This is a genomic window from Chryseolinea sp. H1M3-3, assembly GCF_029360725.1.
Taxonomy (GTDB): Bacteria; Bacteroidota; Bacteroidia; order Cytophagales; family Cyclobacteriaceae; genus Chryseolinea.
In genome coordinates, this window is sequence record NZ_JARKMY010000001.1 from 338910 (window position 1) to 364593 (window position 25684).

The window sequence follows — 25684 nt, forward strand, 5'->3', positions numbered from 1 at the left end:
AGAAATGTCCCAGTAATAGGATTTTGTTTGGCATGGATACTGCACCGTAGAATGAAAAGAAACATGATGGAAAGTAAGATTTTTGTAACGATAAACGATTATCAAAGATTGATTGGGCTGATCGAATTTTCGTCAATTAAATTTCGTGAGGACGAAGGCGCAAGCCAATTGTTAAGAGGATTGAAAACCGCCAACATGGTGGCACAGGAAAATATTTCAAATAAAATAGTGACCATGAACTCGCGTATTCTGTTGCGCGATGTTTTAACAGGTCGGGAAAAGGAGATTACATTAGCTTATCCACATGACGCGGATAGCACGGTAGGCAAGATTTCTGTTTTATCACGAGCAGGTGCTGCTCTGTTAGGTCGTAAAGAAGGCGATGTAGTGATGTGGAGAACTCCCGGTGGTATTGGGGAGTTCGAGATTACAAAAGTAACCTTCCAACCTGAAGCAGCTGGGGATTATTACTTATAGTCTTTTTTCGGGGTAGTATTTGAAATGCGATTACACCGTCGTTCGAAAGGATGGCGGTGTTCGTTTTTTTGAGGCCTGTTCATAGGCATAAGCTGCAGCAAGAAGCTCAGGCTCCGAAAAAGCCGTCCCAAAAAAAGTAATACCTATAGGCAAACCTAATGCGAGTCCCATAGGTACTGTTATCGAGGGGTAGCCCGCCACCGCTGCGGGACTATACATTCCGTAACCTGTAAAAGAATCACCATTGACCACGTCTATGCACCATGAAGGCCCATTGGCAGGTCCGCAGATCGCTGTTAATCCATGCTCGTTTAAAGTTCCATCAATCGCCTTTCTGGTGGTGGATAGAAGCTTCTCGTGTATGCTGATGTAGTCTTTGCTACTCAAATCCCCCATGGCTTGCGTTGCGTCGAAAATTTCCTGTTTAAAGAATGGCATAACGCTCGCCTCATTCGTAATGTTAAATTTGATAAGCTCTTCCAATGTTTTCACCGAAGCATTAGCCTTTGCAAGATATTTGTTGAGGCCATCTTTGAATTCGTATTTCAATATTTCGAATTCCATTCCCTCCAAATCTTTTAGCTTATCGATCAGCTCTATCTCAATGATTATGGCGCCTTGCCCTTTGATTACTTCAATAAAGTTTTTAAGCAATGCGTCGACAGCTTCGTGTTTTTTTAAGAAAGATTTTTCAATACCTATTTTCTTTCCCTTCAGGCCATCGGCTTTGAGAAACTGTGCGTAATCACGCCAGATTGTTCCCTGCCGCTCATTTGTAGTTTTGTCTTCCGTATCAGTAGCAGTCAAAGCACCCAACAAAATGGCTGCATCCGAAACGGTACGGGTCATAGGCCCTGCCGTGTCCTGTGTTTTAGATATGGGAATAATTCCTGTACGACTCCATAGGCCCACCGTTGGCTTAATGCCGACGATACCATTGATTGAAGCAGGACAATTAATTGATCCGTCGGTCTCTGTTCCAATAGCGATTGCACATAAATTTGCAGCTACTGCAGTCCCCGATCCAGAACTAGAGCCACATGGACTGCGATCGAGAATATAAGGATTCTTGGTTTGCCCGCCGCGGCTACTCCAGCCACTGCTTGAACGTGTAGACCTAAAGTTGGCCCATTCGCTCAAGTTTGTTTTCCCAAGAATAATCGCGCCGGCGTTTCTTAATTCACCGATAATAAATGCATCCTTCGATGCACGATGTCCTTCTAAAGCAAGCGACCCCGCGGTGGTCATCATTTTATCTCCAGTATCAATGTTGTCTTTAATTAGAACAGGAATACCATGCAAGGGACCACGTGCCTTTCCATTTTTTCGCTCCTCATCGAGTGTATCGGCGATTGCAAGAGCATCTGGGTTCAACTCTATTATAGAATTGAGGTTGGGTCCGTTTCTATCAATTTGCTCAATGCGTTTTAAATACATTTCGACAATGGAACGAGCAGTAAGCTCTCCGGATGTCATTTTTTGTTGAAGGTCGGAGATGGTGATTTCTTGAAGTGCAAATGTTTCAGACTCCGGAACTGCCGGGTTAGCACTTTTTGGTTGTTTTGATTTCGTACACGAAGCAAGATAAGCAAGCGCTCCTGATCCCGTTAAGGAAACAAAAGTGGTTTGTCTTATAAAATGTCTGCGGTTCAAGGTTGAAGTAGAGAACGGATATAAAATGCAAAAATTAAATTGATATCGTAGCATAGGGGCAATAAAAATTCAGGACCATCAAATCATGTGTTTTCCAGTTTTGTTGTTCAACTTTCAAATTCTCATCATCCCTAGCACTAAAAAACCGGTCGAATACGGACATTCTTGTACGTAAGCGATCAGACGCCCAACCAGCATATCTCATTAAAATACTATTTACGCGGTTTTGTAATGGCACTTGAATTGAATTGCACTTTACTCAAATTAATCATGTCCATGCTCAGAAATTATTTTGTAATAGGTATTCGAAACCTGTTCAACCAGAAAACCTATTCCCTGATTAAAATTGTCGGACTTGCTTTGGGCCTTGCGACCAGCATGATGATATACCTTTTCATTCAAGAAGATCTTTCTTACGATACCTATCACAAAAACTATAATCGCATCGTTCGACTACTGACCATCGACAATGGTGAAGGCGTAAGCAGCAAGCATGTGGGCGTTACTCAACCCCGCCTTGCTCCTGCTGCAGAGGAAGAACTTCCCGAGGTTGTTGAGAGTGTTAGATTTATAGGAGGTGGTCCTTACGACTTAAGCTACAATGACAATATCCTGAAATGCCAGTCTGCGTTTCGGGTTGACCCATCCGTTTTTGAGGTTTTTGATTTTGATGTGGTGAGTGGACCAAAAAAAGGAATTCTCGATAACCCCGGGTCAATTGCGATAACCGAATCGCTGGCGAAAAGAATTTTTGGAACGGAAAATCCGATTGGGAAAACCATCAAATTAAATCAAACAACAGACTTGAATGTTACAGCCATTCTTGCTGATCCACCAAAAAATTCTCACATCCAGTTTGATCTCCTTCATTCGCTAGTTCCCGGGAAAGATGAAGACGGATTCCGTCAAGCATTGGATACCTGGCAAAGTATTTTTACAAAATCGTACTTGCTGCTTGATAGACCTGCCGATGTCACAGATCTTAACGCGAAACTACAGGCCATCGCTAAAAAAAACAACGCGCTCGACTTCTTTCATCCGGTAGTACAACCTTTAAGTGAAGTTCATTTACATTCAAAAGAAATTTTGTTTGAAAGCAATGCTAACAAATCAGATATATTGAACGTGTATGTCCTTTCCACCATTTCAATTCTGATTCTCGTTCTGGCCGTCGTTAACTTTATGAACCTGGTGACCGCCAAATCAGCCGGACGCGCTAAAGAAGTGGGAATGAGAAAAGTAATCGGTGCTGTCCGCCGTCAACTCATAGGTCAGCATTTAATAGAATCGATCATAGTAACTTTTGCTGCTGCCGTCATAGCGGTTGGTATCGTGTATGCTGCTGTTCCACTATTGAATAATACGTATCAGCGTTTCGCAGATGTCATGGTGCTCTTTCTGCCTCAAAACCTGCTGATCATTTTAGCATTGATTTTAATCGTTGGTATTCTTGCAGGACTTTATCCGGCATTTGTTCTTTCTTCCTTTAAACCAATTTTGGTATTGAAAGGATCATTCAAAAATTCGACCAGTGGAATTCGCCTCCGTAAAGCTTTAGTCGTTCTCCAGTTTACGATATCCATTGCGTTGATGGTCGGTACAGGTATCGTCTATCAGCAAATGAATTTTATCTACAGCACCGATCTTGGTTACAGCCGTGATCAGATCATATCGATTCAACAAAATGGTGCAGCGACTGCACGTGCATCAACATTCAGGACGGAATTAATGCGTAATGAAAACATTCTGTCTGCAGGCACTTCCTCGACGAGGATCGGACAACAATTAGGAAGAACAAATGTATTTCCGGAAGGATACACAAGTGAGACCAACATCATCACGAGCATTATGGCCGCAGATGAAAATTTTATTCCTACCATGAATATGAAAATGGTTGCAGGACGAAATTTCTCCCTTGACTACGATGACTCGCTATCCATGATCATCAACGAAGAAATGGCAAAGCTTTTAAAGTGGCAGGAACCAGTGGGAAAAAAGATCAGCATTCAGAGTGGCCCAAATCCTGAAGATCTGACAGCCTACGTCGTAATCGGTGTTGTAAAAGATTTTCATTTCGCAACGATTCGCCATAAGCTTGAGCCCATGTTTATGCTTTACAATCAAAACAATGGCGCGCTTTCTATCAAGGTGAAAGCAGAAAACATGAAAGAAACATTGGCCTTTGTAGAAGAGACTTGGAAAAAAGTAAATCCAGGAACCACGTTTGAGTATGCTTTTTTGGATGAGCAATTCGCCAATCTCTATAGCAATGAACAAGCCTTTGCAACGATGTTCACGCATTTTACATTATTAGCACTGACAATAGCAGGGCTAGGACTATTTGCGCTTTCCGCGTTCACGGCAGAGCAACGAAAAAAAGAAATCGGCATTCGAAAAGTACTTGGCGCTTCAAATGCGAACATCTTTTACAAACTTTCATTCGAGTTCATTGCATTGATTCTAGTTTCCTTTGTATTCGCCAGCACCATCGCTTATTTTGTAATGGAAAAATGGCTCCAGGATTTCCAGTACAGCATTAAGATTGGTGCTGGTATATTTCTTCTAGCTGGTGTTGCTTCGGTTCTCATTGCATTAATCACGATCAGCTTCCAAGCGTTGAAAGCAGCCTTTAACAATCCAGCCGATGCGTTGCGCAGTGAATAGGAATGCTATCTGCTGATGTTAGCGGCTAACATTTCTGCATAACAATTTTAAGGCTTCTTCTTAGAAATCGTCACTGATCCGATCGCGTACGTATGGCTTGATCCGGATTGCTCCGAGTGTTGAAAGCTTAGCATGGGATGAGCTGGATTATTAAAGCTTAATGCATTGTCTGTAATCATTGGCTTGTTTTCGGCCGTGATGGCAGGACCCGTGGTTTTGAAAATCGTCACATTGTATTTTAAGGTTGATGCCGATGTTGTGAAAATAATGGTGTGAACTTCTGAGCCAATGTTACCCAGGACATCCGTATAATCATCGGTTATATTTTTAGCAAGTCCAACTTCGCCATTGGATTTGATTCTCATCCTGGCCATGAGATGCCCATGGCCATCCGATACATCAATTAAAAGATCATGAGAGGCACCGGTATTCTGGCCGGTATGGGTAAACCATATAGTCTTGGTAAGATCTGTACCAACGCCTTTGAAACTTAGCCACCTTTGATGACCGGGTGGGTTAGTGATGGCAACGTTTGTAAAGTGTAGTGCCTTTGCGCCCGCGATGGGAGAATTCTGCACTTTAAGCTGCGGTTCCAGTGCATTAACGTATTCAATGACATCACCCGCGGGATCACCTGGAAGGTTCTTGTTCGGTGGATTGTTAATAGCATCACCTTCAAAACTAGCAGAGAGAATCTTTGAAGATTGACAAGACCAGCCCAGGAAGCTGAGTAGCAGAACAAGTAAATGGATTGATAGTCTTTTCATGGCAACATATTTTCGTGTAACATTTCATGTCAAAAGTACGGCGGATGACCGCGGGAAGAAATCCCTGCTTTCATGTAAATAGCGTGTTGAAGGGTTGGAGTTCAAAGTGTTGAAGTTGGATCTAAGTGAATTGAGCGATGGAGTTCTCCTTAATAAGTGACATTTCAGGAGAAGATTAAACTTGTGCAGACGTTTTCATACAAGAGCTATCACGACCTCGAAAAATATTTTGAGAAGAAATCAATAAGTGACTGCAACCTTTCGTTAGCATTTACAGTCATGTATGTATTAACGAATGATTAAATAAAAATTAATTAGGTCATAGGGGTTCAGGCCCGATAAGTTGTCCTAACTTTATCAACGCAAAAAAATAAGTATGAAGTTCACACAAACGACCCTCCCTCTAATCGCATTCCTACTCTTGTCAATGCAGTTTGCCACAGCCCAGGAAATCTCCAAAGACTTAAAATCATTTAATAAGGTAATCGTGTCTCCGAAGATTAATCTTATACTAGAACAAGGCGACCAGGAAAACATAAGGTTGACCTATTCGAATGTTGACCCCTCTAAAATCAATATTAAAGTTCAGGGTAACACCCTCAGGGTTTACCTCGATGAAGCCAAGGTTACAGAGAAAACTTATCGAAACGGCAACAATCAGAAAATAGGGATCTACAGCGATGCTGCGGTCACTGCCTATGTCACTTATAAGGAATTGGAACATCTGGAAATACGTGGCAACCAGGAACTCACGTGTAATGGTCCGTTGAAGGCTGAAAGGTTTACGCTAAAAGCTTATGGTGAGAACGATATTAACCTGGCATCCCTGAAAACCGAATATCTGAGAACCAGCCTTTATGGAGACAATGATTTGAAGATCAAGACAGGCAAGGCAGAATATCAGAAGTACAGATTGTTCGGTGAGAACAAAATTGATACACAGGACGTAAAAAGTTTCTCCGCTACAGCCACCATCTTCGGGGAGAGTAAATTAAGACTTAACTCTCAGGACAATCTCAAAGTAACAGCCTTTGGAGAACCGCAGGTATCCTATTATGGAAATGCCAGCGTGAATAGGGGTTGGATTTTTGGCAAAGCGCAGATTACAAAACTGAATTAACATTCAGTGATCCCCAGTACTGTTCTTCTTCGTTAATCGTTTTTTTCAATAGCCTTACCTATTTTGCGGAATGTCCACAACATATCCGGTTGAACAGGTAATTGGCGAACTCACCCAACAACTGCAGCAGCAACCGATTGTCATTTTACAGGCTCCTCCGGGTGCTGGTAAAAGTACAATCCTTCCATTGCTGCTGTTGAACGAATCGTGGCTTCAAGGACAAAAGATGGTGATGCTGGAACCTCGCAAGCTTGCAGCAAGGTCGGTTGCCATCCGCATGGCCAGATTGCTGAAAGAAGATGTGGGTAATACTATTGGGTATCGGGTAAGGTTTGAAAATGCCGTCGGCAAATCAACCCGTTGTGAAGTTGTTACTGAGGGGATTCTCACCCGGATGATGCAATCCGACAATACACTTGAAGGCATCGGACTTGTCATCTTCGACGAATTTCATGAACGTAGTCTGCAGGCTGATTTGGCCTTAGCACTTTGTCTGCAATTACAACAGGTGCTTCGTAACGATCTGCGAATTCTCATCATGTCGGCTACACTCGATGGTGATAAAATATCCGCTCAACTCAATAACGCGCCCATTATCACAACCGCGGGAAGACAATTCCCGGTAGCCTTACGCTATACCCCGGTAGAAAAAAATATACCCATTCCAATTTCGACAGCGCGCATAATTCGCAAAGCCCTCCAGGAACAAGAAGGTGATATATTAACATTTCTTCCAGGTATAGTAGATATTCACCGCGTCGCCGAATTACTAGAAAATGAAAACGTCGCGGCAAGCGTTCACCCGCTTTATGGAGACCTTCCTTTTCAAAAGCAACAAGAAGCAATTCTGCCCAACAGGGACGGTACACGCAAAGTAGTGCTGGCAACATCAATCGCGGAAACGTCATTAACGATTGAAGGTATCACTACGGTTGTCGATAGTGGGCTATCTCGTGTACCCAGGTTCGATCCCCGCAGTGGACTTACCCGGCTGGAAACAATTCGTGTCACGAAGGATGCAGCAGACCAGCGCGCCGGACGGGCAGGACGTCTTGGACCAGGAGTCTGTTATCGGCTTTGGGCAGAAGCAGCGCACCACACGTTGCAACCCACACGGCAACCGGAAATCCTGGAAGCAGACTTAGCGCCGTTGTTACTGGAGTTAGCCAATTGGGGAATAGAAGATTCTAAAGAACTCGCATGGATAACACCACCACCTTCCGGCGCCATAAACCAGGCGCGCGCGTTGCTACAAGAATTGGGTGCATTGCAAGGGAACAAGATTACTGCACGCGGAAAAGAAATGCTTCGCCTTCCTACCCATCCGCGGATAGCCCACATGTTGCTGGAAGCCTCAGCTTTTGATACGACAGACACCGGCCCAAAGAAAAACAATGCTATGCTGGGTCTCGCCATCGATATCGCATCCATACTGGAAGAACGTGACCCGCTCAGTAAAGATGCTGGAGCCGACCTTTCATTGCGTGTTGAGGTGCTGCGAAAATGGCGGCGGGGTGAACGCGTGAATGCTGAACGAAATACGTTGGAACGCATTGAGCGTCTCGTTTCATCCTGGACAAAAATATTTAAAATTTCGCAGGATGATGCGCAATTATTTGATACTGACATCGGCCGACTGCTGGCAGAAGCTTATCCGGAGCGTATAGCCAGGCAGATCGAAAAACATGGAACACGATACAAACTTGTTCATGGTCGTGTTGCCAAGTTACCCGATCATGATGCATTGATGAGAAATGCCTGGTTAGCCATTGCACAGTTGGATAGCGGATCAGGTGAAGGAAAAATTTTCATGGCAGCCCCCTTAAGGGAAAGCGATCTGATTCATCGTGCTCAAGACCAAGATATAATATTATGGGATCATGGGAAAGGCATCATTGCCACGAGGGAGAAACGCATCGGCAATGTGATCTTGTCCAGCAAGCCGTTGCAAACCATACCGGTCGGGTCGCGTATTGATGTGCTGATCCAAGCATTTCAGCAGGAAGGCTTAAAAATTTTATCGTGGAATGATGAACATCGCGCCTGGCAAGCACGTGTGATGAGCGTGCGGCTTTGGAGGCCGGAAGAGTCATGGCCAGATGTAAGCGACGACAATTTACTTCACACGGCGCATGACTGGCTTGCACCATTTCTGCTTGCTGTTTACAAGCCTTCTGATTTTCAACGATTGAATGTAGACCAACTCATAGCATCATTGCTGCCTTGGGAATTAACGAATCGTTTGGACCAGCTGGCGCCGAACAGAATAGAAGTACCCAGTGGTTCCATGATCACAATAAATTATTCCATCACAGGTGAAACGCCTACGCTCGAAGTAAGATTACAAGAAATGTTTGGGTTATTGGAAACGCCTACCGTTAATGGTGGACGGACAAAAGTGATGCTGCACCTCCTTTCGCCAGGGTACAAACCCGTACAAGTAACCCAAGATCTCAAAAGCTTCTGGCAAACTACTTATCATGAAGTAAGGAAAGAACTACGCATGCGCTACCCCAGACACTCGTGGCCCGAAGACCCTTGGACGGCGGAAGCAGTTAGAGGAGCAAGAAAAAAGGTTTGAGGCTGGCGTTACAAATTGAAATCACACAACAATCAATGATCCCGGTGCGGACTCCCAAGCTTAACCAAATAATCCTTCACATACTCCGGCACTTTTTTCCTTCGATATTGCATGATGAATCGCGGATGTGCTAACGGAACAACCGTTTTGAAAATTTTAAGCTCATCATTTAAACGCCTGAGATATTTAAAATTTTCTCCTTCACCTAAACAGTAACATACAGACTGATTAATACCGAACGCCAGTTGTTCCTTCAACGATTCGACGATAAAATCCTTTAATGCAATCTGAAGTTCTTTGATGTCGTAGTAGTTGAGATTCTTACCGCCCATTGTAAACCCGAGAGGACTGATTGCACTGAAATAAAATTTCGCATAGAAAAGTTCGGGTCCACCAAATTCCTCGATCATGCGGTAAATAAAATCAGCCGAGAGTTCAGTTTTCTTATTGAATGGATTAGGGATGTTACAATACTGCTCCAATTTAACAGGATCTGTAAAAGGGATTCCTGTTACTCCCCCCCCATGACGGCCGGGATTTATTCCAAGAATGATTGTACGTTCATTTTGGTCGTTGTAAAATTTTTGATAGAACTGCGTGCAAAAAGAAAAAGAAGTTTCATCTGTATAAGGATTCATTGTAACCACTCCCTCGGGTAAACGGGATTTGATTTCAAGACCCTTATAGAACGAAAGTATACGATCGCTAAATGTTGTCATTTCTGTCTTAGGCAAGATATTTACTCCGGCATTATCCGAAGAATCTTACCCCCATCCACTCCCAAATACAAATATCCATCAGGCCCTTGCTTGACGGATCTCACCCTCCAGTTTTTATCGGTGAGCAACCTTTCTTCCCTCACAACTTTGTTGCCTTCAATTACCAATCTATTCAAATGTTTCAATACCATAGCCCCGATAAATAAATTTCCTTTCCAACTGGGTATTACATCTGAAGTATAAAATTGCATACCACTTGGCGCAATGGACGGTTTATAATAGTAGACGGGCTGTTCCATGCCTTCTTTTTCCGAAAGGCCTTCGTTGACAGGTGTATCATCGTAGTTAACGCCATAACTAATAACGGGCCAGCCATAATTCAAAGTCGGCTTTATGATGTTGATTTCATCGCCACCTTTTGGTCCATGTTCATGCTCCCACAGTTCGCCTGTAAAAGGATTTAAAGTCAGACCATTTGGGTTCCGATGACCGTAACTCCAAACCTCAGGTTTCGCATTTGGTGTGTTAACGTATGGGTTATCCGTCGGAATCTTCCCATCTTCCAATATGCGAAGTATTTTTCCCAAATGATTGCTTAACGTTTGAGCCGAATCTTTCAAATCTGTTTTTTCGCCCATGCCAATGAACAGATAGCCATCTTTTAAAACGAGGCGCGACCCATGATGAAGAGGCCTGTTATAAAACGGCAACGCAGTGAATAGCCTTTCGCGCTGAACCAGTTTTAAGCCGTCTAGTTTTGCGCGGTCTACCACCATGGTATTTGAGCTAGTATCTCCAGTGGTATATGAAAAATAGATCCAGCCATTCTTTTCGTAATCAGGATGAACAAGAATATCAAGCATGCCGCAATCTCCTTGCCCCAGTACCGCCGGTACATCTTGCACCAGCGCCTTCTGTCCATTTTCTGTGTTGACGACTACAATGTTTCCTACCACGCGATCGGTAACCAATAGGCTGCCATCAGGTAAAAAATCCATTCCGAAAGGAACAACGATGCTATCGGTGACCACCTCGACTTTCAGTTTCACACCATCGCTTTCTATTGTAAATGATTCTCGTTTTACGGCTGCTTTTTTTTCTGCACAGGAGAAAATAAGCGTGATAAAGATGAAGAGCAGACCTGAGGATTGTATGAATCTGAACGATCGGTTGTTGATTGTCATGTTATTTATAGTCAACGGATGATGGCAAATTTTACTTGTTATAATCTTGTTTTTTTCCAGATCGCTTCTCACGCTTGTGGCGGTGTATTACTTTTCAAGTCTTTTAATAAGCAATTGGATTCCTTGTGTCCATCGCGGAAAGTCCTCATCATTTTCGGCCCACAATTCCTTTAGCTCCGAATTTTCCCCCAAGACTTTATTCAATGCCAGGACGGCATTTTTTCTTAAATCCGACAGATCAATATCGCGGTGCCTATCCACAAACGTGTCTATCGATAGTGGTACCGATTGGCCTTCTTCAGAAAATTTGGTGCCGTTGATTTGCCCATCCACATAGGCAGCAGCCACCACGACAGCATTACCTTCATCCGATTCTATATAATCTGCGGCGATCGCCTGCTCAAAAGCTTTTTTTATGACATTCTTCGGATGGCTGGATTCTTCGATGTCGGCCATGAAGTCAAGCGCCGAATCATCTTCAAAATGACCATATCCCCATGCTCCCATAAAGTATTAGATTTTTAGGTTATTTAAATTTGGTTAAAAATTTATTTAAAATAACCGGCAATGGCGAATATTACTTGAATGGAAGGCGCATAAAAAAGAAGCGGGCCATGATTGACCCGCTTCTTTCAGATTTTGCGTTTGTATTAGGCTTGCCTTAGACGCCAGTATATCCTGGGTTCTGAGGTCGAAGATTCGGGTTATTAACCATTTCTTGTCTGGTAAGCGGAAACAAAAGGTGCTTCTCTTGTAACGCCTGGTTTGAATTTGTATTCACGTGTCCCACGAATTCGTCGAATCCATCCGTATCGTGGTTGTAAACTTTTCGAAGGCGTACCATATCGAACCAGGTAATCCCTTCGAAACATAGTTCATGCCAGCGCTCTCTCCAAACGGCTTCTCTGAAAGTTGCCTGGGTAAAAGTGCCTAGTGCTGGCGTTGTAAGCTGCGCTCTGTCTCGGATACTCTCCAATGCATCATACGCATCTTGGTTCGGCCCGCCTTCAGCTTCATTTTGAGCCTCCGCGTAAATCAAAAGAACTTCAGCATAGCGAATCATCGGAACATTCAGGTTGTCTTTTTTAGTGGCGGGGACAGTCGGCGAGCCGTTGGCCGCAACATTAAAATGTTTAAAAATATACGGAGCGCCGAGTGCAAAGGGAGCACCGTTACCATTAGTATAATAAGTAGTATAAAACCAACCTTGCTGATCGACTGTGCGAAGATCTCCAGGTTCAAAAGACTCATAAAAATCCACTGTTGGAATTGTGCTACCCGTACCTGAAGGTCCACGATATGTCACAGGTTTGAAGTTTGGAAACATGTTTCCCATCGGATTTTCTGCAACATCGGCAGTATACTGAAGGCTGAAAATATGTTCTCCTTTATTCCTAAGAGTCTCATCGTGTACTTCTCCATAGGTATCAAAAAGCTTTATTGATCCTGCATTGTCAATTACTTCTTTAGCTTTTGCTGCTGCCAAAGTATAATGTGATGCTCCTTTGTTTAGGGGCTGTCCTGCCATCGTCAGATAAACCTTTGCAAGCAATGATTTAGCAGCTGATTGGGAAATGCGACCTGTTGCATCAGTCCATGGAAGACCTGCAGCTTCTGCTGTCATGAGATCTTCAACGATCTGCGCGTATACCGTTTCCGTTGGCGTACGTGAAGGGAAAAAATCTTCAGATTCTGCAGTTTGTGGCTTAAGAATTAATGGAACATCTCCCCAAATTCTAACGGCATAAAAATAAGCCCATGCGCGAAAGAATCGAGCCTCGCCCAAGACCTTGTTTTTAGCAGCGTCATCCATTGTTATTTTAGGAACATATTCCAGAACCATGTTGGCATTGGCAACAACCTTATAAATTCCCCTCCACCAGTTTTGAATATGACCAGTATTTGGGTCATAAGTAAGTGAGTACAAATTATTCAGATCGGAATTCTGCGCCGTTTCTGTTGTCGTCGTTCCGGTTGGCGCTTCTAGCATTTGCCAGTTAGAGGAAAAGATTCCTGCCCCATTACCAAAAAACCGAGCAGCTGCATAGACAGCTGCAACTGCATCATCAGCATGTTTGGGTTCTGTATAAAAACTTTCCGGCGTAAGATTCGAAGGATCTTGTTCGTCCATAAAATCTGAACAGGCTGAGGCCACGAACAGTAGCGCAAAACATAAAAGTATTTTGCTTCCGTATTTTAATATATTATTGTTAATCATAATATCGTTCCGTTAAAAATTGAATTATAAACCAACCTGCAATCCCAACATAAAGGTTGTTGCTTTAGGATACTCATGCCATTTCATCCCTTGGGAGAAAGCATTGTTAGAATTATCACCACGGATTGGTGTGATCTCAGGATCTCCTATTACCTCATCGCTAACAATCAAAAAGAAGTTTTGTGCCGATGTATAAAGCCTCAATCTATCCAATTTCAGCCTGTCGAGAACGCTCTGTGGGAAGGTGAATCCCAATAAAAGATTTCGGCCTCTAATGAAAGAACCATCCTGTACCCAATGAGAGTCAACGTTTGTAACGTATCCTGCGCTGGTTCCACGAACTTGAGCAATCATGGTATTTTGATTTTCAGGCGTCCACGCGTTTAAAACAGTTTTATAGCTATTCGCTAATCCCTGACGGTCTTCGCTTGAGTGCAGGTTCATGTCCATAATGTCATTTCCGTAGGAGTATTGAAGTTCAAGCGTAAGATCGAATGCTCCGTATCTAACATAATTCGTAAATGCTCCCCACGCATCAGGACTACCACGACCAATGATCATCCTGTCAGCATCGGTAATCGCCTTGTCACCATTAACATCAAGATATTTTATATCACCTGGTAACATTGTAAGATTATTCCTATAGCTAGTAAATTGGGCAGCTTCGTCTGCTTCGTCTGTGCTCCATGTTCCAAGGCGTACAAGTCCCCAAAAAGAATCTGCAGGTTGACCTATTCTGATGATGTTCGTCGGATTAGTGATGCCTGGACCGCCAACATTGAAAAGGTCGGACGGTGTTGCAAGTGAAAGGACTTTATTTCTGTTCACTGAAACATTGAACGTGGTTCGCCATGTGAATTTTTCGGATTCGACATTTACTGTGCTCAAGGAAAGCTCCAGCCCTTTATTCTCCATGGAGCCTATGTTTCTTCTCATGGTTGCATAACCGCTAGTTTGAGGAACAGGAGCATCCAATAGCATGTCCGTTGTTTTTCTATAGTAGACATCGGCCTCAAGGGTGATCCTATTATTAAACAATCCTAATTCGACGCCGAGATCACTTTGTGCTGTCTTTTCCCACTTTAAATCAGGATTTGCCAATCTACCTACGCCAGTGCCACCTTTAGCTGCATTGTTCCAAATAGCCCGATCGTCGTTGCCCGAACTTAATGTTCCTAAAGAAATATAAGCGGGAATTTCAGAATTACCGGTTAAACCGTAGCTGGTGCGCACCTTCAAATTTGAGATAACGCTGTTGTCACTTAAGAAACCTTCATCCGATACTCTCCATGCCAACGCTGCAGATGGGAAGAACGAAAACTTGTTATTCTCACCAAACTTGGAAGAACCGTCTGCGCGACCAGTAATTGTCAAAAGATATTTTCCCATTAGGCTATAATTCACACGACCGAAGTATGAATTGAGGGAATACCTATAGGCATTCGAGCTTAACAACTTATTGTCATTTCCTGCGCCTAAGTTATTGTACCCGAAGAAATCGCTTGGAAAATTCCTTACATCGGCATTAATATAGAAACGATTTTGCTCCTGCCATGAAACACCTAGCATCGCGGTGAGGGAGTGAATTTCATTGAAGGTCTTGGAATAGGTAAGATAATTTTCAAATGACCAAAAAGTTTGCCTTTCGTTGCTGGTCTGCGCTTGTCCCCGCCCATCTGTATTTAAGGTTGCGTTAATGGATTCATTATTTTCCTGCGTCACAACATTTACACCTAACACGGTTCGCATTTCCAGATTTTTTGTAAAATTTATGTTGGTATATACGCTTCCTAAAGTTGTTTGTGTATTAAGGATATACTTACGGCCATGTAACCTGTGCATCGAACTCATAGTTCCTTCCGCATTCGGATAATCTCTATTGTTGGCATATTTGCCATCAGCATATTTTACTGGAAGAAATGGAAAGTCTTCAACGATCTGTCTACCCACCTGATCAGTTATATCAACTAGATTTTCAGACTGAATGTTATAGCTAAGAGTTCCACCAACCTTCAACCAACTTTTCACCTGATCATCAATGGTAAAACGCCCGGAGTAACGGTTCAGGTAAGATTGCTTGAGGAAGCCCTGATCGTCTCTGTATCCCAGCGAAAGGGTATAAGTTGTGCGATCGTTACCTCCGGTAAAGCCTAACTGGTGGTTCTGGGAAAGTTTGTGCTGGGTGGTTTCTTCTAACCAATCCGTATCGTACAAATTGTTTCCATTAGCATCGAATATTCTTGGATCAGTTCTTCTTAACACAGGATTCAAATTGACATATTTACCTGCGTTCCATCCCACCGGATCGAATTTTTCCATATTTCTCCACGCTAGATCTTCTACGGCCATGTATTCATCAGCATTCAATACTTCTCTTTTGTTGGGCCCGATGGTGGGAACACTGAAATCTACATTATAGGTTACTTTCCCTTCACCCGATTTTCCACGTTTGGTTGTGATTAGGATGACACCATTAGCACCCCTAGCTCCGTAGATTGCTGTTGATGATGCATCTTTCAAAACTTCTACGGATTCGATATCGTTAGGATTAAGATAATCGATGGCCGTACTGAATTGATCCTGGTTACCCTGAGGCAATTGAACTCCATCCACAACGTATAGGGGATTGTTGGAAGAATTGATCGAACTAAATCCACGGATACGAACATTTGACTTTCCTCCCGGACGGCCAGAGTTTGTATTCACTTGCACACCAGCGATTTTGCCCGACAGAGCCTGATTAAGCGAAGTAGCGGGACGTTCCTGAAGTTTATCTGCACTCACAGATCCAACGGCTCCAGTAAGGTCAGAGCGTTTTTGTGTACCGTAACCGATAACAACCACCTCATCCAGTGAAGTAGCGTCTTGTTCCATACTCAAGTCAATTGTAGTACGGCCGCCAACAGATACTTCTGAAGTTTTGTAACCAACAAAAGTAAAAACCAGTGTGGCGTCTGACTGCGCACTAATGCTATATTTTCCTTCAGCATTCGTTACAGTGCCTTGTGTTGTTCCTTTTACCAACACGTTCACGCCGGGCATCCCGGCTCCGGTTTCATCAAGTACAGTACCTGTCACAACATTTTCTTGTGCCAGTACGACGGACGTTAACATTAGCAACAGTGCTAATGACAAACTCAATCTCTTGTAGAGTTTTTTCATAAAAATTGATATAGGGTTAATAGATTTTGCGGGAAGCTATGCAAAATCATTATACCTCTATATTATTTCTACGAAACCGTTTTCGTGAATTTGTTAACGCAAACACACACACTCTGCGATAAATCCTCATCTTGGTAAAAAGTCGAGGAAACAATTGTAAAATTTGATTGTTACAGCCTACGAAATTTAAATCTGGAGAGGCAGTTTAAATGGCATTCAGATCTTGGAAGAAAAAGACATGCTCCAAATAAGTGGTTGTCGGGACAATCATGTGATCCGCATGGGGCTTCTAATCTAAGTCAACCAGCGGTTAACCTGTGAGCACTGAAATGAATTTAGATCTACAAAATAAATTCAAAGGCACTCTTATAGTATCCACCACCCTGTACATACTCTAATAAGTCGTTGTAAAAAGGATGCCCGCCAAGCGTGGCGCTATCGCCGATCATCAGGAGTTTTTTACGGGCTCGCGTCATGGCCACATTTGTGCGACGGATGTCTCCCAAAAAACCGACTTCACTTTTATCATTGCTCCGCACAAAGCTAATGGCAATGACATCTCTCTCCTGGCCTTGAAAGGCATCAACCGTGTTAATCGTGATAAGCTTATGCAACGACTCAAGTATACCTGATGCCTCGGCAAGCTTGTTTAAAATATCCACCTGAGAACGGTAAGGCGTTATTATTCCAAGTGAGATATTTCTTTCCAACCATTGACCTGGACCAATACGCCCGACCAATTTTTCTACCTGGCTTACCAGCAACCGTGCTTCCTCTTCATTATAACGACTCAGGGTTTCAGGATCCTGCTTTTCATTGTATCCGCACCCGGCCGTGTCAATAAATTCTACCGGTAATTCATTTGCATCCAAAAGCTCCCACCTGACCGACTCATGTGCAATTAATTGATCCTTGTAAAAATAAGTTGAAGAAAATTTCATGATCGCTTCATGCATCCTATACTGCACTTTCAACATTGCCGACAGGCCAGGCTGCCGTTGTATTCCCTTTTCAAAAAGCGTAATCGCTAACCCATCCCTAGCCGCCGCGTTAGATTTGATCGTGGGCGGCAATTGTTGATGGTCGCCTGCAAAAATAGCCCGGTGCGTTCTTAACAATGGAATCCAACACGCTGGCTCTAAGGCCTGCGCAGCTTCATCGATAAAAACAGTCTGGAACTTTTTGCCGCGCATTACCGGATGTGACGCCCCTACTAACGTACAACAAATTGCTTGGGTAGTCTGCAACAAATCATTCACGATAAAAAACTCAAGCATATCGGCGTCGGCTTTTAATGCCTTTGACTCCTGTATCAAAAGTTTTCGCTGTTGTCTTTCCTGATATCCAAAATTCCTTTTAAACTTAAACGCTAAGCTTTTTACCTGCTCCATTTTTTTTCGCAGGCTTCGCAGTTCTCCATAACTCGGATGGTCGGCAATTCGGGCATCCAGTGTTTTACTAAGAGATTGTTCTGTGACTCGGGCGGGATGCCCTATTCGCAATACGCTCAACCCGTGCTCACTTAATTTGTCGGCTAACAAATCAACGGCTGCATTACTGGGCGCACAGACAAGCGCTTGCTTTTCTTGTTTTATCACGTATGCAATTGCGTGCACCAGCGTGGTTGTCTTTCCCGTTCCCGGCGGACCGTGAATAAATCCAACATCCTCGGACGTAATAATTTTTTCCAGCGCTGCGACCTGACTTTCATTTAATTGCGAATCGCTAAGGTGTATGTATCCACCAACGTCAAGGGTAGCCTTCCCATTGCCCAATAAAATTTCCCTTAAGTCAGCTACCCGGTTGTTCTCTGCCTTCATCACTTCCTTTAACGCAAACTCCATTTCACGGTAGCTCATTTCATCAAACATAACATCAACACCTAACAATTTATCATCGATCCAATCCGGTAATTCATCTGCATTTAAAGTAATGACCATTGTATTGTCACGGACATAGTTGATCACGCCGTTAACATGATCTTTTTCTGGTTTCGCTGAGGCGTTAGAAAAAAAAGTGACCGATTTTCCACTTTGAAAGGCATGAGGCTGTTCCAGTTGGCTGGTCCGTTCCACTTCTACGATGAGACGTTCGCCAGTCCCGATATAATCGCGCTTTAATTTAACAGGATACCAGGTTGTACCTTCTTTTGTACGTTGCTGTAAAGAACGCAACAGCACCTTCTGCCGATAATATTCCAAATCTGCTTGCCGTTCGAGCTTGATCAACTCGAATGTTTTTTGCAATTGCTCCCGTGAAGACATAGTCGGGCAAGTTAGGCAAATTTCAATTTACAAGAGATTAGGCCGCAGGCTTGCGTTGGACGTGCGGTCGACCTTGTGTGCCAGTTTATTCCAGCAGTTTTCGCAACCTTTCAATCTCTCGTTGATTGCCACGAGAATTAATCGACGTGATGATTCCGAATTTTTCCCTCGTAGTGAGGCGCCAACTTAATGACGCTCTCGGATTATTGATTCGGAGGCTGTCCATCTTTTGGAGGATGGGTACATAACTTTCGAGTTCATATTGCAGATCGATGCGGTCGATGTCCGATTTCAACCACGACTTTGCATGATTGATTTGCATATCGCTGTTTATATCCTGAAAGTTTTCAAAATTGTTGTAAACATTGCTGATGGGCTGTGTTAAGGCATCGACGATGTTTTGTTTAACACGTGGCGCGATGTTTCCTAGTTTAGGAGAATCACGGATGGAAAGAAATATGATACCAGAAGTATTTTCGTCAATCCAATCTTTGTACGCATAGGCAAACCGTATCGCGTCTGACAGTCCGAAATTGTCGGAAATACCGGCATCCATGATCTGGATGGACGGTTCACTAGGCAGCGATGTATTGGGAGTGATGTAAGGAAAAGTAGCCGTCATCCGCAACGCTGAAAGAAAACGAAGGTCTTCCCCATTCTGATCTTCAAACAAAGAAATGAAATCCACGCCGCTTAGTTTCGATAAGTTGTAATCAGAAGAACTCATCACATCGTAATTCATAAAAGAGACGGGCCTTGCCGCGATGTAAAGTTTCCGCCCATCGTTTACAATGGTGGGCGAAAGTATCATCATCGGAATGACGCTTTTTAACTCCGCCGAATCATACGCCGTAATCGGTTTGTCCATCATCCGGTTTGTAATAAGATTCAGCTGCTCTTCAAATGTGTATCCCCGGTCTTTATAATAATAGTTTCCATTGTACTCAAATTTTGTAAAGCCAACGAAGAGGTCATTGGCCATCAAACTAAAAATGATTGGATTAAGATTGTCCGTAGCAATCAGATCGCGATGAATGCTTGAATGCGGACGCGTTTTCTCGCCATAGTGATCACGAAGTTTAAGCTCGCGGAAATAACTGGCACCAATCAATCCACCTGAAGCCCCTGTGATGAGAATACTGTTTTTCATCAACTGTCCATCGGTGAGGCTATCGGCTGTTTGAAGTGCCGTAAGCGCCCAAAGTGCTGCACGCTTTCCCCCACCACTGGCGCATAAAAAAATCATTTTTGGTTTAACATCAGTGGGAAATTTCTTTCGCCAGTTTTCCAGCATGGGAAGTGTAGCCCTGCGGTCGCGTGACTGGTGAATCGTATCATTAAGCGTCGTAATGGTTTTGATCGTATACTCAACCGGGGGTACCAGATAATTTAAGCCAAAGGCTTCATACCTTCTCGACAAATAATTTTCTCCGACCAGATGGTTGAACACTAAAAATAAGATCACGGCAGTTGTAGACGCCCAGTTTCCAAACCAATAGGAGAATGCACCCGACAGCATTACAAAAATCGTAAGGAAAATAATAAAAGTAGAAGCAGCTGGCAGCTGAAACGCAGGATGATCTTTAAGAATTCCAAGTATCAGCACCAATCCAAAAATGAACAGCTCAATAATTACCAGGTTAAAATGATTCTGATCAAATACCTGAAGAATACTGGCCTTATTATAGAACGTGGTGTCTTTTACATTTTTGAATTTAAAATCATAATCGAGATAGTTGTCAACCCGCACTTGTTTCTTCCGGACAATATCAAGTTTTTTCATCACGCTTTTTCGTGTGGCCCGTACGTTCGTTTTCAATTTCTCATCAATACGGCAAACCACATATTTAAAAATGTCATTGTTGGTAAACCAGAAGTATGCGGAAAGCAAACTGGTCATCACCAAATATCCGGCCATCAAACCTCCTACCTGCGAGATAAGGTCAGTTCGTGTGACGTACTCATTATTAATCTGGAATTTAATTATCTGAAAGATGTAAGTGATCAAAAAAGCTACCGGAACCACGCTGTTGTTAATAACAAATTTGGTAAACGGTTTGCGCATGGAGCCAATGAACGAAAATCGATGGCCATCTGTAATATAACAGGTTATATGAAAGGCCGTAGTGAATCCACCCGTTACCATACCAATGATAAAGAAGCTCGTGAAATTAACTTTATGCAGATATTCGGGATCGAGGAACAGGTAAGGAATACCCAGATATTGACCGAAACTGCCGCTGATCAAAGCAAATAACACAAACCAGCAGAGCATTAAGACAAGGTTACGCTGGAAGTTGTTCAATAAAAGCTGAACAGGAAACGAGTAGACGATCTTTGGATATAAATAATAGAACTTTCGCATACCTGAATCCCTTCAAGTTATGAAAATTATGAGTGATTTCAGGGGACTCATTTCGCGATGTATTTTATTTGTCACAATTTTATAAAATCAAACATCGTTTCTATTAAATCTCACATTTCTGACTAAACCGTTTCAAATATACCGCTCCTCGGCTGGTTCTGGCAAAACCCGCACCTTAGCTAAGGCGTATCTAACGCTTGCGTTGCGCTTTCGATCCGATTACTTTAAGCACATCCTCGCAGTAACATTTACCAACAAGGCTACGCAGGAAATGAAGGACCGGATTCTCCAATACCTGGATAAATTTTCCAAGGGTATTCCGGACGAGCTTGCAGAAGAATTAAAAAAAGAATTAAAGGTCGATGACGCTACCTTTCGCGAAAATTCTCAAGCTGTACAGTCATACATTCTTCACCAGTACGCGCAATTTTCTATCAGCACCATTGATGCATTCTTTCAAAAAGTCATCCGGTCCTTTACGCGTGAAGCGGGACTTATGGGCGATTATAGATTAGAAGTAGAGCAGGACAATGTGTTAGAAGATGTAGTTGATAACCTTATTGACGAACTAGGAAGTAATAAAGAGCTCACCGAATGGGTGGTGGATTTTGCAAAAGAGAATTTGGAAAATGAACGTGCCTGGGATGTTCGTGTGAGCTTGATTGAATTCGCAAAAGAAATTTTCAGAGACGAGTTTAAAGATATTGAAGAACAAGTGGTTCAGCAGACCAGCAACAGAAATTTCTTCAAACTTTTACGTGAAAAACTATGGGCTGAGAAAACTAAATTCCTAAGTCGCATTGAGCAACCTGCAAAGGAAGCGCTGGAAATTATTAAAGCGGAAGGATGGGTTGCATCTGACATTGCCTACGGGCAAAATTCTGGACTAGTTACATTTTTCGAAATGTTTGCTTACCAAAAAAACATTAAAGAATTCAAGCCACCCAGCGACCGCATTAAAAATGTTTTTGACGTACCTGAAAACTGGCCGAGCAAAACCAGCAGCCGGCGAAACAATATTATCGAGATCGCGCGTACGCGGCTAATTCCCATCAAGAGACAGCTGGTCGAAATTTTTGAAAAACACTACACCACTGCATTAAGTGCTGAAGTAGTCCTTCAAAACCTTTACGTGTTCGGTCTGGTAGCCGATATCTCTCGAAAGCTCAAAGAATACAAAGACGAAAATAATTTGATGCTCCTTGCTGACGCACCGAAATTTCTGAATGGTGTGATTCAGGATAGCGACACTCCTTTTATCTATGAAAAGGTCGGATCGTTCTATAATAACTACCTGATCGATGAGTTTCAGGACACCTCGGCCATGCAGTGGAAAAACTTTTTGCCATTGTTACTCAACAGCATGGACCAAGGTTATCCTAGTCTTGTAGTGGGCGACGTGAAACAAGCGATATACCGGTGGCGGGGGGGTGATTTGAAACTGTTGCAACAGGAAGTAGAAGAACACATCGGCTCCAGTCGTACGGACATACAAGTATTGAACAGCAACTACCGGAGCGCTACCATTATCGTAAACTTTAACAATGCGCTGTTCGAAAATGCCGCGACGTTCATTGCGCTAGAAACAGGACATCCCATCTCAGCTGAAGCCTATCGCGACGTGAGTCAAAAGGTTTTTCGGGAGGAAGAAGGCTTTGTCCGCGTAAAGTTTTTAGAAGACGAAGAAGATTATACCTGGAAAGATCAGGCACTCGACCAGGTTCCGGCTTATTTAGAGGAACTTCAATCACTAGGCATTCCGTTAAAAGACATAGCCATACTCGTAAGAAAAAATGAGGAGGGTCAGCAAATTGTTGCACACCTTCTGCAGTATAAAAATTCTGACCGCGCGAAAGCGGGTTTTAAATATGAGGTGGTCTCCAACGAATCCCTTAGGATCGATGGGGCCTCCACAGTGAATTTGTTGTTAGGTGCGATGCGATATTTATTAAATCCTGATGATGTAATCGCAAGAGCACAATTAGGTTTCGAATTTGCCAGGCTACATGAACCTGACCGACCCTTCACAGAAGTGTTTGCCGTAGCAAATCAGATTTTTTTTGAAAACAATCTTCCTCCCGCTTTCGCGAAAGAAAAATCTTCGTTAAAAAAACTGCCCCTTTTCGAGCTAACTGAAACGCTGATCGAAATTTTTAAACTCGGTGAGCAGATCGGGGAGCTTGCATACTTACAGGCATTTCAAAACCTGGTCCTCGATTTTTATAGCCGCGAGCGTAATGACCTCGGTGCATTTCTCGAGTGGTGGGAGATGAACAGGCATAAACAATCAATCCAGGTTTCTGGTGAAGTTGATGCTGCTCAGATTCTTACCATTCACAAGTCAAAAGGATTGCAGTTTAAGTATGTACTCATACCCTTTTGTATATGGAATTTGGATCATGACCCTATGCGTGCACCAACCTTATGGGTAACCTCCAATACACCCCCCTTTCATGATGTTGGTTATGTGCCAATAAAATATTCCAGTACACTTAGTGACACCTGTTTTGAAAAGTATTACGTTGAAGAACGTACCCGCATTTACCTCGACAACTTAAACCTGTTGTACGTGGCGCTCACGCGAGCAGAAAAAGGACTAATCGTTCTTTCACCGCATCCCACTGTTCGGAGTTTTAAGAAAAGTGTTGCGCAGGTACTACATCAAGGCATCACACAATCCCAACTGGCAACGAACTGGAATGAAGGCACAAATGAATATTCAAATGGAATATTGAGCGCTGATGTACCAGCACATACAGCGCCTTCCTCGGAAGCCATAAACTTAAAAAACTACCCAAGTTTTCATTGGCGCGAAAAATTGGTTATTCGCCAGACTGCCAAGTCGTATTTTACGCCACAGGAGGATGAAAAGCATGACAAGATCAATTTCGGCATTCATTTACATACCATTCTCTCACGAATTAAATATGCCCATGAGATAGAAGCTGCATTGGATCAAATTATCCTGGAGGGCCTGATCATCCAAGAGGAAAAAATACCCCTTTATGAACAACTCAGGGAACTACTCACCATTCCTCAAGTAGCATCCTGGTTCTCCAACGATTGGGATGTTCGGACGGAAATACCTATTCTTTTGCCTGACGGCGCAGAAAACAGAATCGACCGTCTTCTTATAAAGGATAAAAAGGCGATCATCGTAGATTTTAAAACGGGAGAACCTTTAAAGTCCGACCAGCGTCAGGTGTTAACCTATATGGATATTCTGAGAAAAATGAATTTTATCGATGTAGAGGGGTATCTGTTATACATCAGGGACAAACAAGTCGTTACCGTTACCGCAGAAAGGTTAAAAGTTTCGAAGAGAAGGGATGAGAATCAGATAAGCTTTGAGTTTTAGTTCTTCGTCCTATCTAACTACTGAATTTCAAATTTCACGCCAGGCAAAGGTAAAAATCCTTTCGATCGGTACGGTTGCACACAAGGCAACTCAAAAAACTTTGCGACATCGGTACCCCTAACAGTTTTCGGGTCTTTGGTATACTTTCTGAAAAAATCTTCCCAATGAACCCATACAACTTGTTTAGGCTTAATCGCATTAAGTAATGTACATGGATAATCGGGTGAAAAATGGTAGGACACAACACCGAGAAAAGCGAGGTCGACTTCTTTGTCCTGTAGCAAAGCTTGCGGCGGAATTCCCGCTGGCGGACTGCAGGAAGAAGATTGAACAAAAATTCTAAACTCAACTTTTCCATTGGCATCCAGATAGTCAATCAAAAATGAAAAAGTATTGCCTTCCAGCCAATCATTGGCGTACGTCTTTCCATAAACATCGTTGAAGTCGAGGATCGGTTTTGTATTTCTTCCACTAAAAAATTTAATACTCTTAAAATGAGGATTGTGTTCTGAAAGAATCGGGTAGATATGAACTTTACTTTCTTGTGTCAGTATTTCTATGGGCGGACGTCGCACCTCACGGGTGGTCATATGGTTTTCAAGGATTACCATTTGAGCGGTATCAATCACATTGTAACACGTATTGAAACCAGACTGATTTACATACACAATGGGCGTCTTATTTAGTTTATTAAATATCGCCGGCACATCCATTAAATGATCGTAGTGGCTATGCGCACTAAAAATAGCACTGATTTCTAATGGCTGTTTTTGACCAGCACTTTCCATGGACTTCAAACCTAAGTTTATCATCGCCGGGTCCGAGGCTAATTTTCGTTTTCCTCTCACTCCTCCACCTAATACCGACGTTCCGATTTTCATGACTCGTTGGTGTGAGAAAAAAGGATCAACAAGGATACCTAATCCGTCTTTTAAAAAATACAAACCGCCAGATCCTGTATACTGCACCATTAACTTTACACCCGGCGTTCCAGTGATGTTAATTGACGTATTTTCTTTTTGGAAAAAAATCCCATGCTTCGTCAACTTATTTAATCTGCCGGGGCCCGAACTACAGCCGATCATAAGGAGTAGCAATAGAAAGAAAATGTATTTCATGGAGCGTTTCAGTTTTACAGTTTGTATGTTCTTG

15 protein-coding genes are annotated in these 25684 nt (G+C 42.9%); 5 read left to right on the plus strand and 10 right to left on the minus strand.

Annotation, left to right across the window (positions count from 1 at the left end):
- The first annotated feature begins 63 nt into the window (after positions 1-63).
- A complete protein-coding gene (locus tag P2W71_RS01360) occupies positions 64-477 on the plus strand; it encodes a GreA/GreB family elongation factor (protein ID WP_276366026.1) in 414 nt (137 codons plus the stop codon).
- 30 nt (positions 478-507) lie between these two features.
- Here the strand turns inward: P2W71_RS01360 and P2W71_RS01365 are convergent, their stop codons facing one another.
- Positions 508-2130: an amidase gene (locus tag P2W71_RS01365; protein ID WP_276366028.1), complete on the minus strand. Its 1623-nt coding sequence runs from the start codon at positions 2128-2130 to the stop codon at positions 508-510.
- Between the two features lie 276 nt (positions 2131-2406).
- Between P2W71_RS01365 and P2W71_RS01370 the strand changes: the two genes are divergently transcribed.
- The gene (locus tag P2W71_RS01370; RefSeq protein ID WP_276366030.1) at positions 2407-4794 is read left to right on the plus strand and encodes an ABC transporter permease; all 2388 of its coding nucleotides are present in this window, start codon (positions 2407-2409) and stop codon (positions 4792-4794) included.
- Positions 4795-4841: 47 nt separating this feature from the next.
- Here the strand turns inward: P2W71_RS01370 and P2W71_RS01375 are convergent, their stop codons facing one another.
- On the minus strand, positions 4842-5561 hold the full coding sequence (locus P2W71_RS01375) for a hypothetical protein (RefSeq protein WP_276366033.1): 720 nt from the start codon (positions 5559-5561) through the stop codon (positions 4842-4844).
- 376 nt (positions 5562-5937) lie between these two features.
- On the opposite strand from P2W71_RS01375, the gene P2W71_RS01380 reads away from it, so the two are divergent.
- Positions 5938-6681 (plus strand): head GIN domain-containing protein, encoded by a 744-nt coding sequence (locus P2W71_RS01380; protein WP_276366036.1) that lies wholly within the window; start codon positions 5938-5940, stop codon positions 6679-6681.
- Positions 6682-6751: 70 nt separating this feature from the next.
- Complete coding sequence (gene hrpB, locus P2W71_RS01385; RefSeq protein ID WP_276366038.1) at positions 6752-9262, plus strand: ATP-dependent helicase HrpB; 2511 nt, start codon at positions 6752-6754, stop codon at positions 9260-9262.
- A 32-nt stretch (positions 9263-9294) separates the two neighbouring features.
- On the opposite strand, the gene P2W71_RS01390 is transcribed toward hrpB, so the two are convergent.
- The 7 genes from P2W71_RS01390 to P2W71_RS01420 all read right to left on the minus strand — a co-directional run bounded on the left by P2W71_RS01390 (position 9295) and on the right by P2W71_RS01420 (position 21174).
- Positions 9295-9981 carry a uracil-DNA glycosylase family protein gene (locus P2W71_RS01390; RefSeq protein WP_276366041.1) on the minus strand — a complete coding sequence of 229 codons (687 nt, stop codon included), beginning with the start codon at positions 9979-9981 and terminating at the stop codon, positions 9295-9297.
- A gap of 20 nt (positions 9982-10001) precedes the next feature.
- The gene (locus tag P2W71_RS01395; protein WP_276366045.1) at positions 10002-11165 is read right to left on the minus strand and encodes a PQQ-dependent sugar dehydrogenase; all 1164 of its coding nucleotides are present in this window, start codon (positions 11163-11165) and stop codon (positions 10002-10004) included.
- An 87-nt stretch (positions 11166-11252) separates the two neighbouring features.
- Positions 11253-11672, minus strand: coding sequence for a DUF4259 domain-containing protein (locus P2W71_RS01400; RefSeq protein WP_276366047.1), 420 nt, complete (start codon positions 11670-11672; stop codon positions 11253-11255).
- Between the two features lie 154 nt (positions 11673-11826).
- Positions 11827-13383, minus strand: a complete 1557-nt coding sequence (locus P2W71_RS01405) for a RagB/SusD family nutrient uptake outer membrane protein (protein ID WP_276366050.1) — start codon at positions 13381-13383, stop codon at positions 11827-11829.
- 24 nt (positions 13384-13407) lie between these two features.
- Positions 13408-16545: a TonB-dependent receptor gene (locus P2W71_RS01410; protein ID WP_276366053.1), complete on the minus strand. Its 3138-nt coding sequence runs from the start codon at positions 16543-16545 to the stop codon at positions 13408-13410.
- 341 nt (positions 16546-16886) lie between these two features.
- A complete protein-coding gene (locus P2W71_RS01415; protein ID WP_276366056.1) occupies positions 16887-18809 on the minus strand; it encodes an IGHMBP2 family helicase in 1923 nt (640 codons plus the stop codon).
- Positions 18810-18894: 85 nt separating this feature from the next.
- Positions 18895-21174, minus strand: coding sequence for a patatin-like phospholipase family protein (locus P2W71_RS01420; RefSeq protein ID WP_276366059.1), 2280 nt, complete (start codon positions 21172-21174; stop codon positions 18895-18897).
- Positions 21175-21292: 118 nt separating this feature from the next.
- On the opposite strand from P2W71_RS01420, the gene P2W71_RS01425 reads away from it, so the two are divergent.
- Positions 21293-24532 carry a UvrD-helicase domain-containing protein gene (locus P2W71_RS01425; RefSeq protein ID WP_346659950.1) on the plus strand — a complete coding sequence of 1080 codons (3240 nt, stop codon included), beginning with the start codon at positions 21293-21295 and terminating at the stop codon, positions 24530-24532.
- Positions 24533-24549: 17 nt separating this feature from the next.
- Here the strand turns inward: P2W71_RS01425 and P2W71_RS01430 are convergent, their stop codons facing one another.
- Positions 24550-25650, minus strand: a complete 1101-nt coding sequence (locus P2W71_RS01430; protein WP_276366062.1) for a hypothetical protein — start codon at positions 25648-25650, stop codon at positions 24550-24552.
- Positions 25651-25684: the final 34 nt, after the last annotated feature.

What these genes read in the sequence shown, in the direction of transcription:
- P2W71_RS01390 (WP_276366041.1), bottom strand. Translation starts at nt 9,981, where the DNA reads ATGACAACATTTAGCGATCGTATACTTTCGTTCTATAAGGGTCTTGAA.
- P2W71_RS01380 (WP_276366036.1), top strand. Translation starts at nt 5,938, where the DNA reads ATGAAGTTCACACAAACGACCCTCCCTCTAATCGCATTCCTACTCTTG.
- P2W71_RS01405 (WP_276366050.1), bottom strand. Translation starts at nt 13,383, where the DNA reads ATGATTAACAATAATATATTAAAATACGGAAGCAAAATACTTTTATGT.
- hrpB (WP_276366038.1), top strand. Translation starts at nt 6,752, where the DNA reads ATGTCCACAACATATCCGGTTGAACAGGTAATTGGCGAACTCACCCAA.
- P2W71_RS01400 (WP_276366047.1), bottom strand. Translation starts at nt 11,672, where the DNA reads ATGGGAGCATGGGGATATGGTCATTTTGAAGATGATTCGGCGCTTGAC.
- P2W71_RS01415 (WP_276366056.1), bottom strand. Translation starts at nt 18,809, where the DNA reads ATGTCTTCACGGGAGCAATTGCAAAAAACATTCGAGTTGATCAAGCTC.
- P2W71_RS01410 (WP_276366053.1), bottom strand. Translation starts at nt 16,545, where the DNA reads ATGAAAAAACTCTACAAGAGATTGAGTTTGTCATTAGCACTGTTGCTA.
- P2W71_RS01430 (WP_276366062.1), bottom strand. Translation starts at nt 25,650, where the DNA reads ATGAAATACATTTTCTTTCTATTGCTACTCCTTATGATCGGCTGTAGT.
- P2W71_RS01420 (WP_276366059.1), bottom strand. Translation starts at nt 21,174, where the DNA reads ATGCGAAAGTTCTATTATTTATATCCAAAGATCGTCTACTCGTTTCCT.
- P2W71_RS01375 (WP_276366033.1), bottom strand. Translation starts at nt 5,561, where the DNA reads ATGAAAAGACTATCAATCCATTTACTTGTTCTGCTACTCAGCTTCCTG.
- P2W71_RS01370 (WP_276366030.1), top strand. Translation starts at nt 2,407, where the DNA reads ATGCTCAGAAATTATTTTGTAATAGGTATTCGAAACCTGTTCAACCAG.
- P2W71_RS01360 (WP_276366026.1), top strand. Translation starts at nt 64, where the DNA reads ATGATGGAAAGTAAGATTTTTGTAACGATAAACGATTATCAAAGATTG.
- P2W71_RS01395 (WP_276366045.1), bottom strand. Translation starts at nt 11,165, where the DNA reads ATGACAATCAACAACCGATCGTTCAGATTCATACAATCCTCAGGTCTG.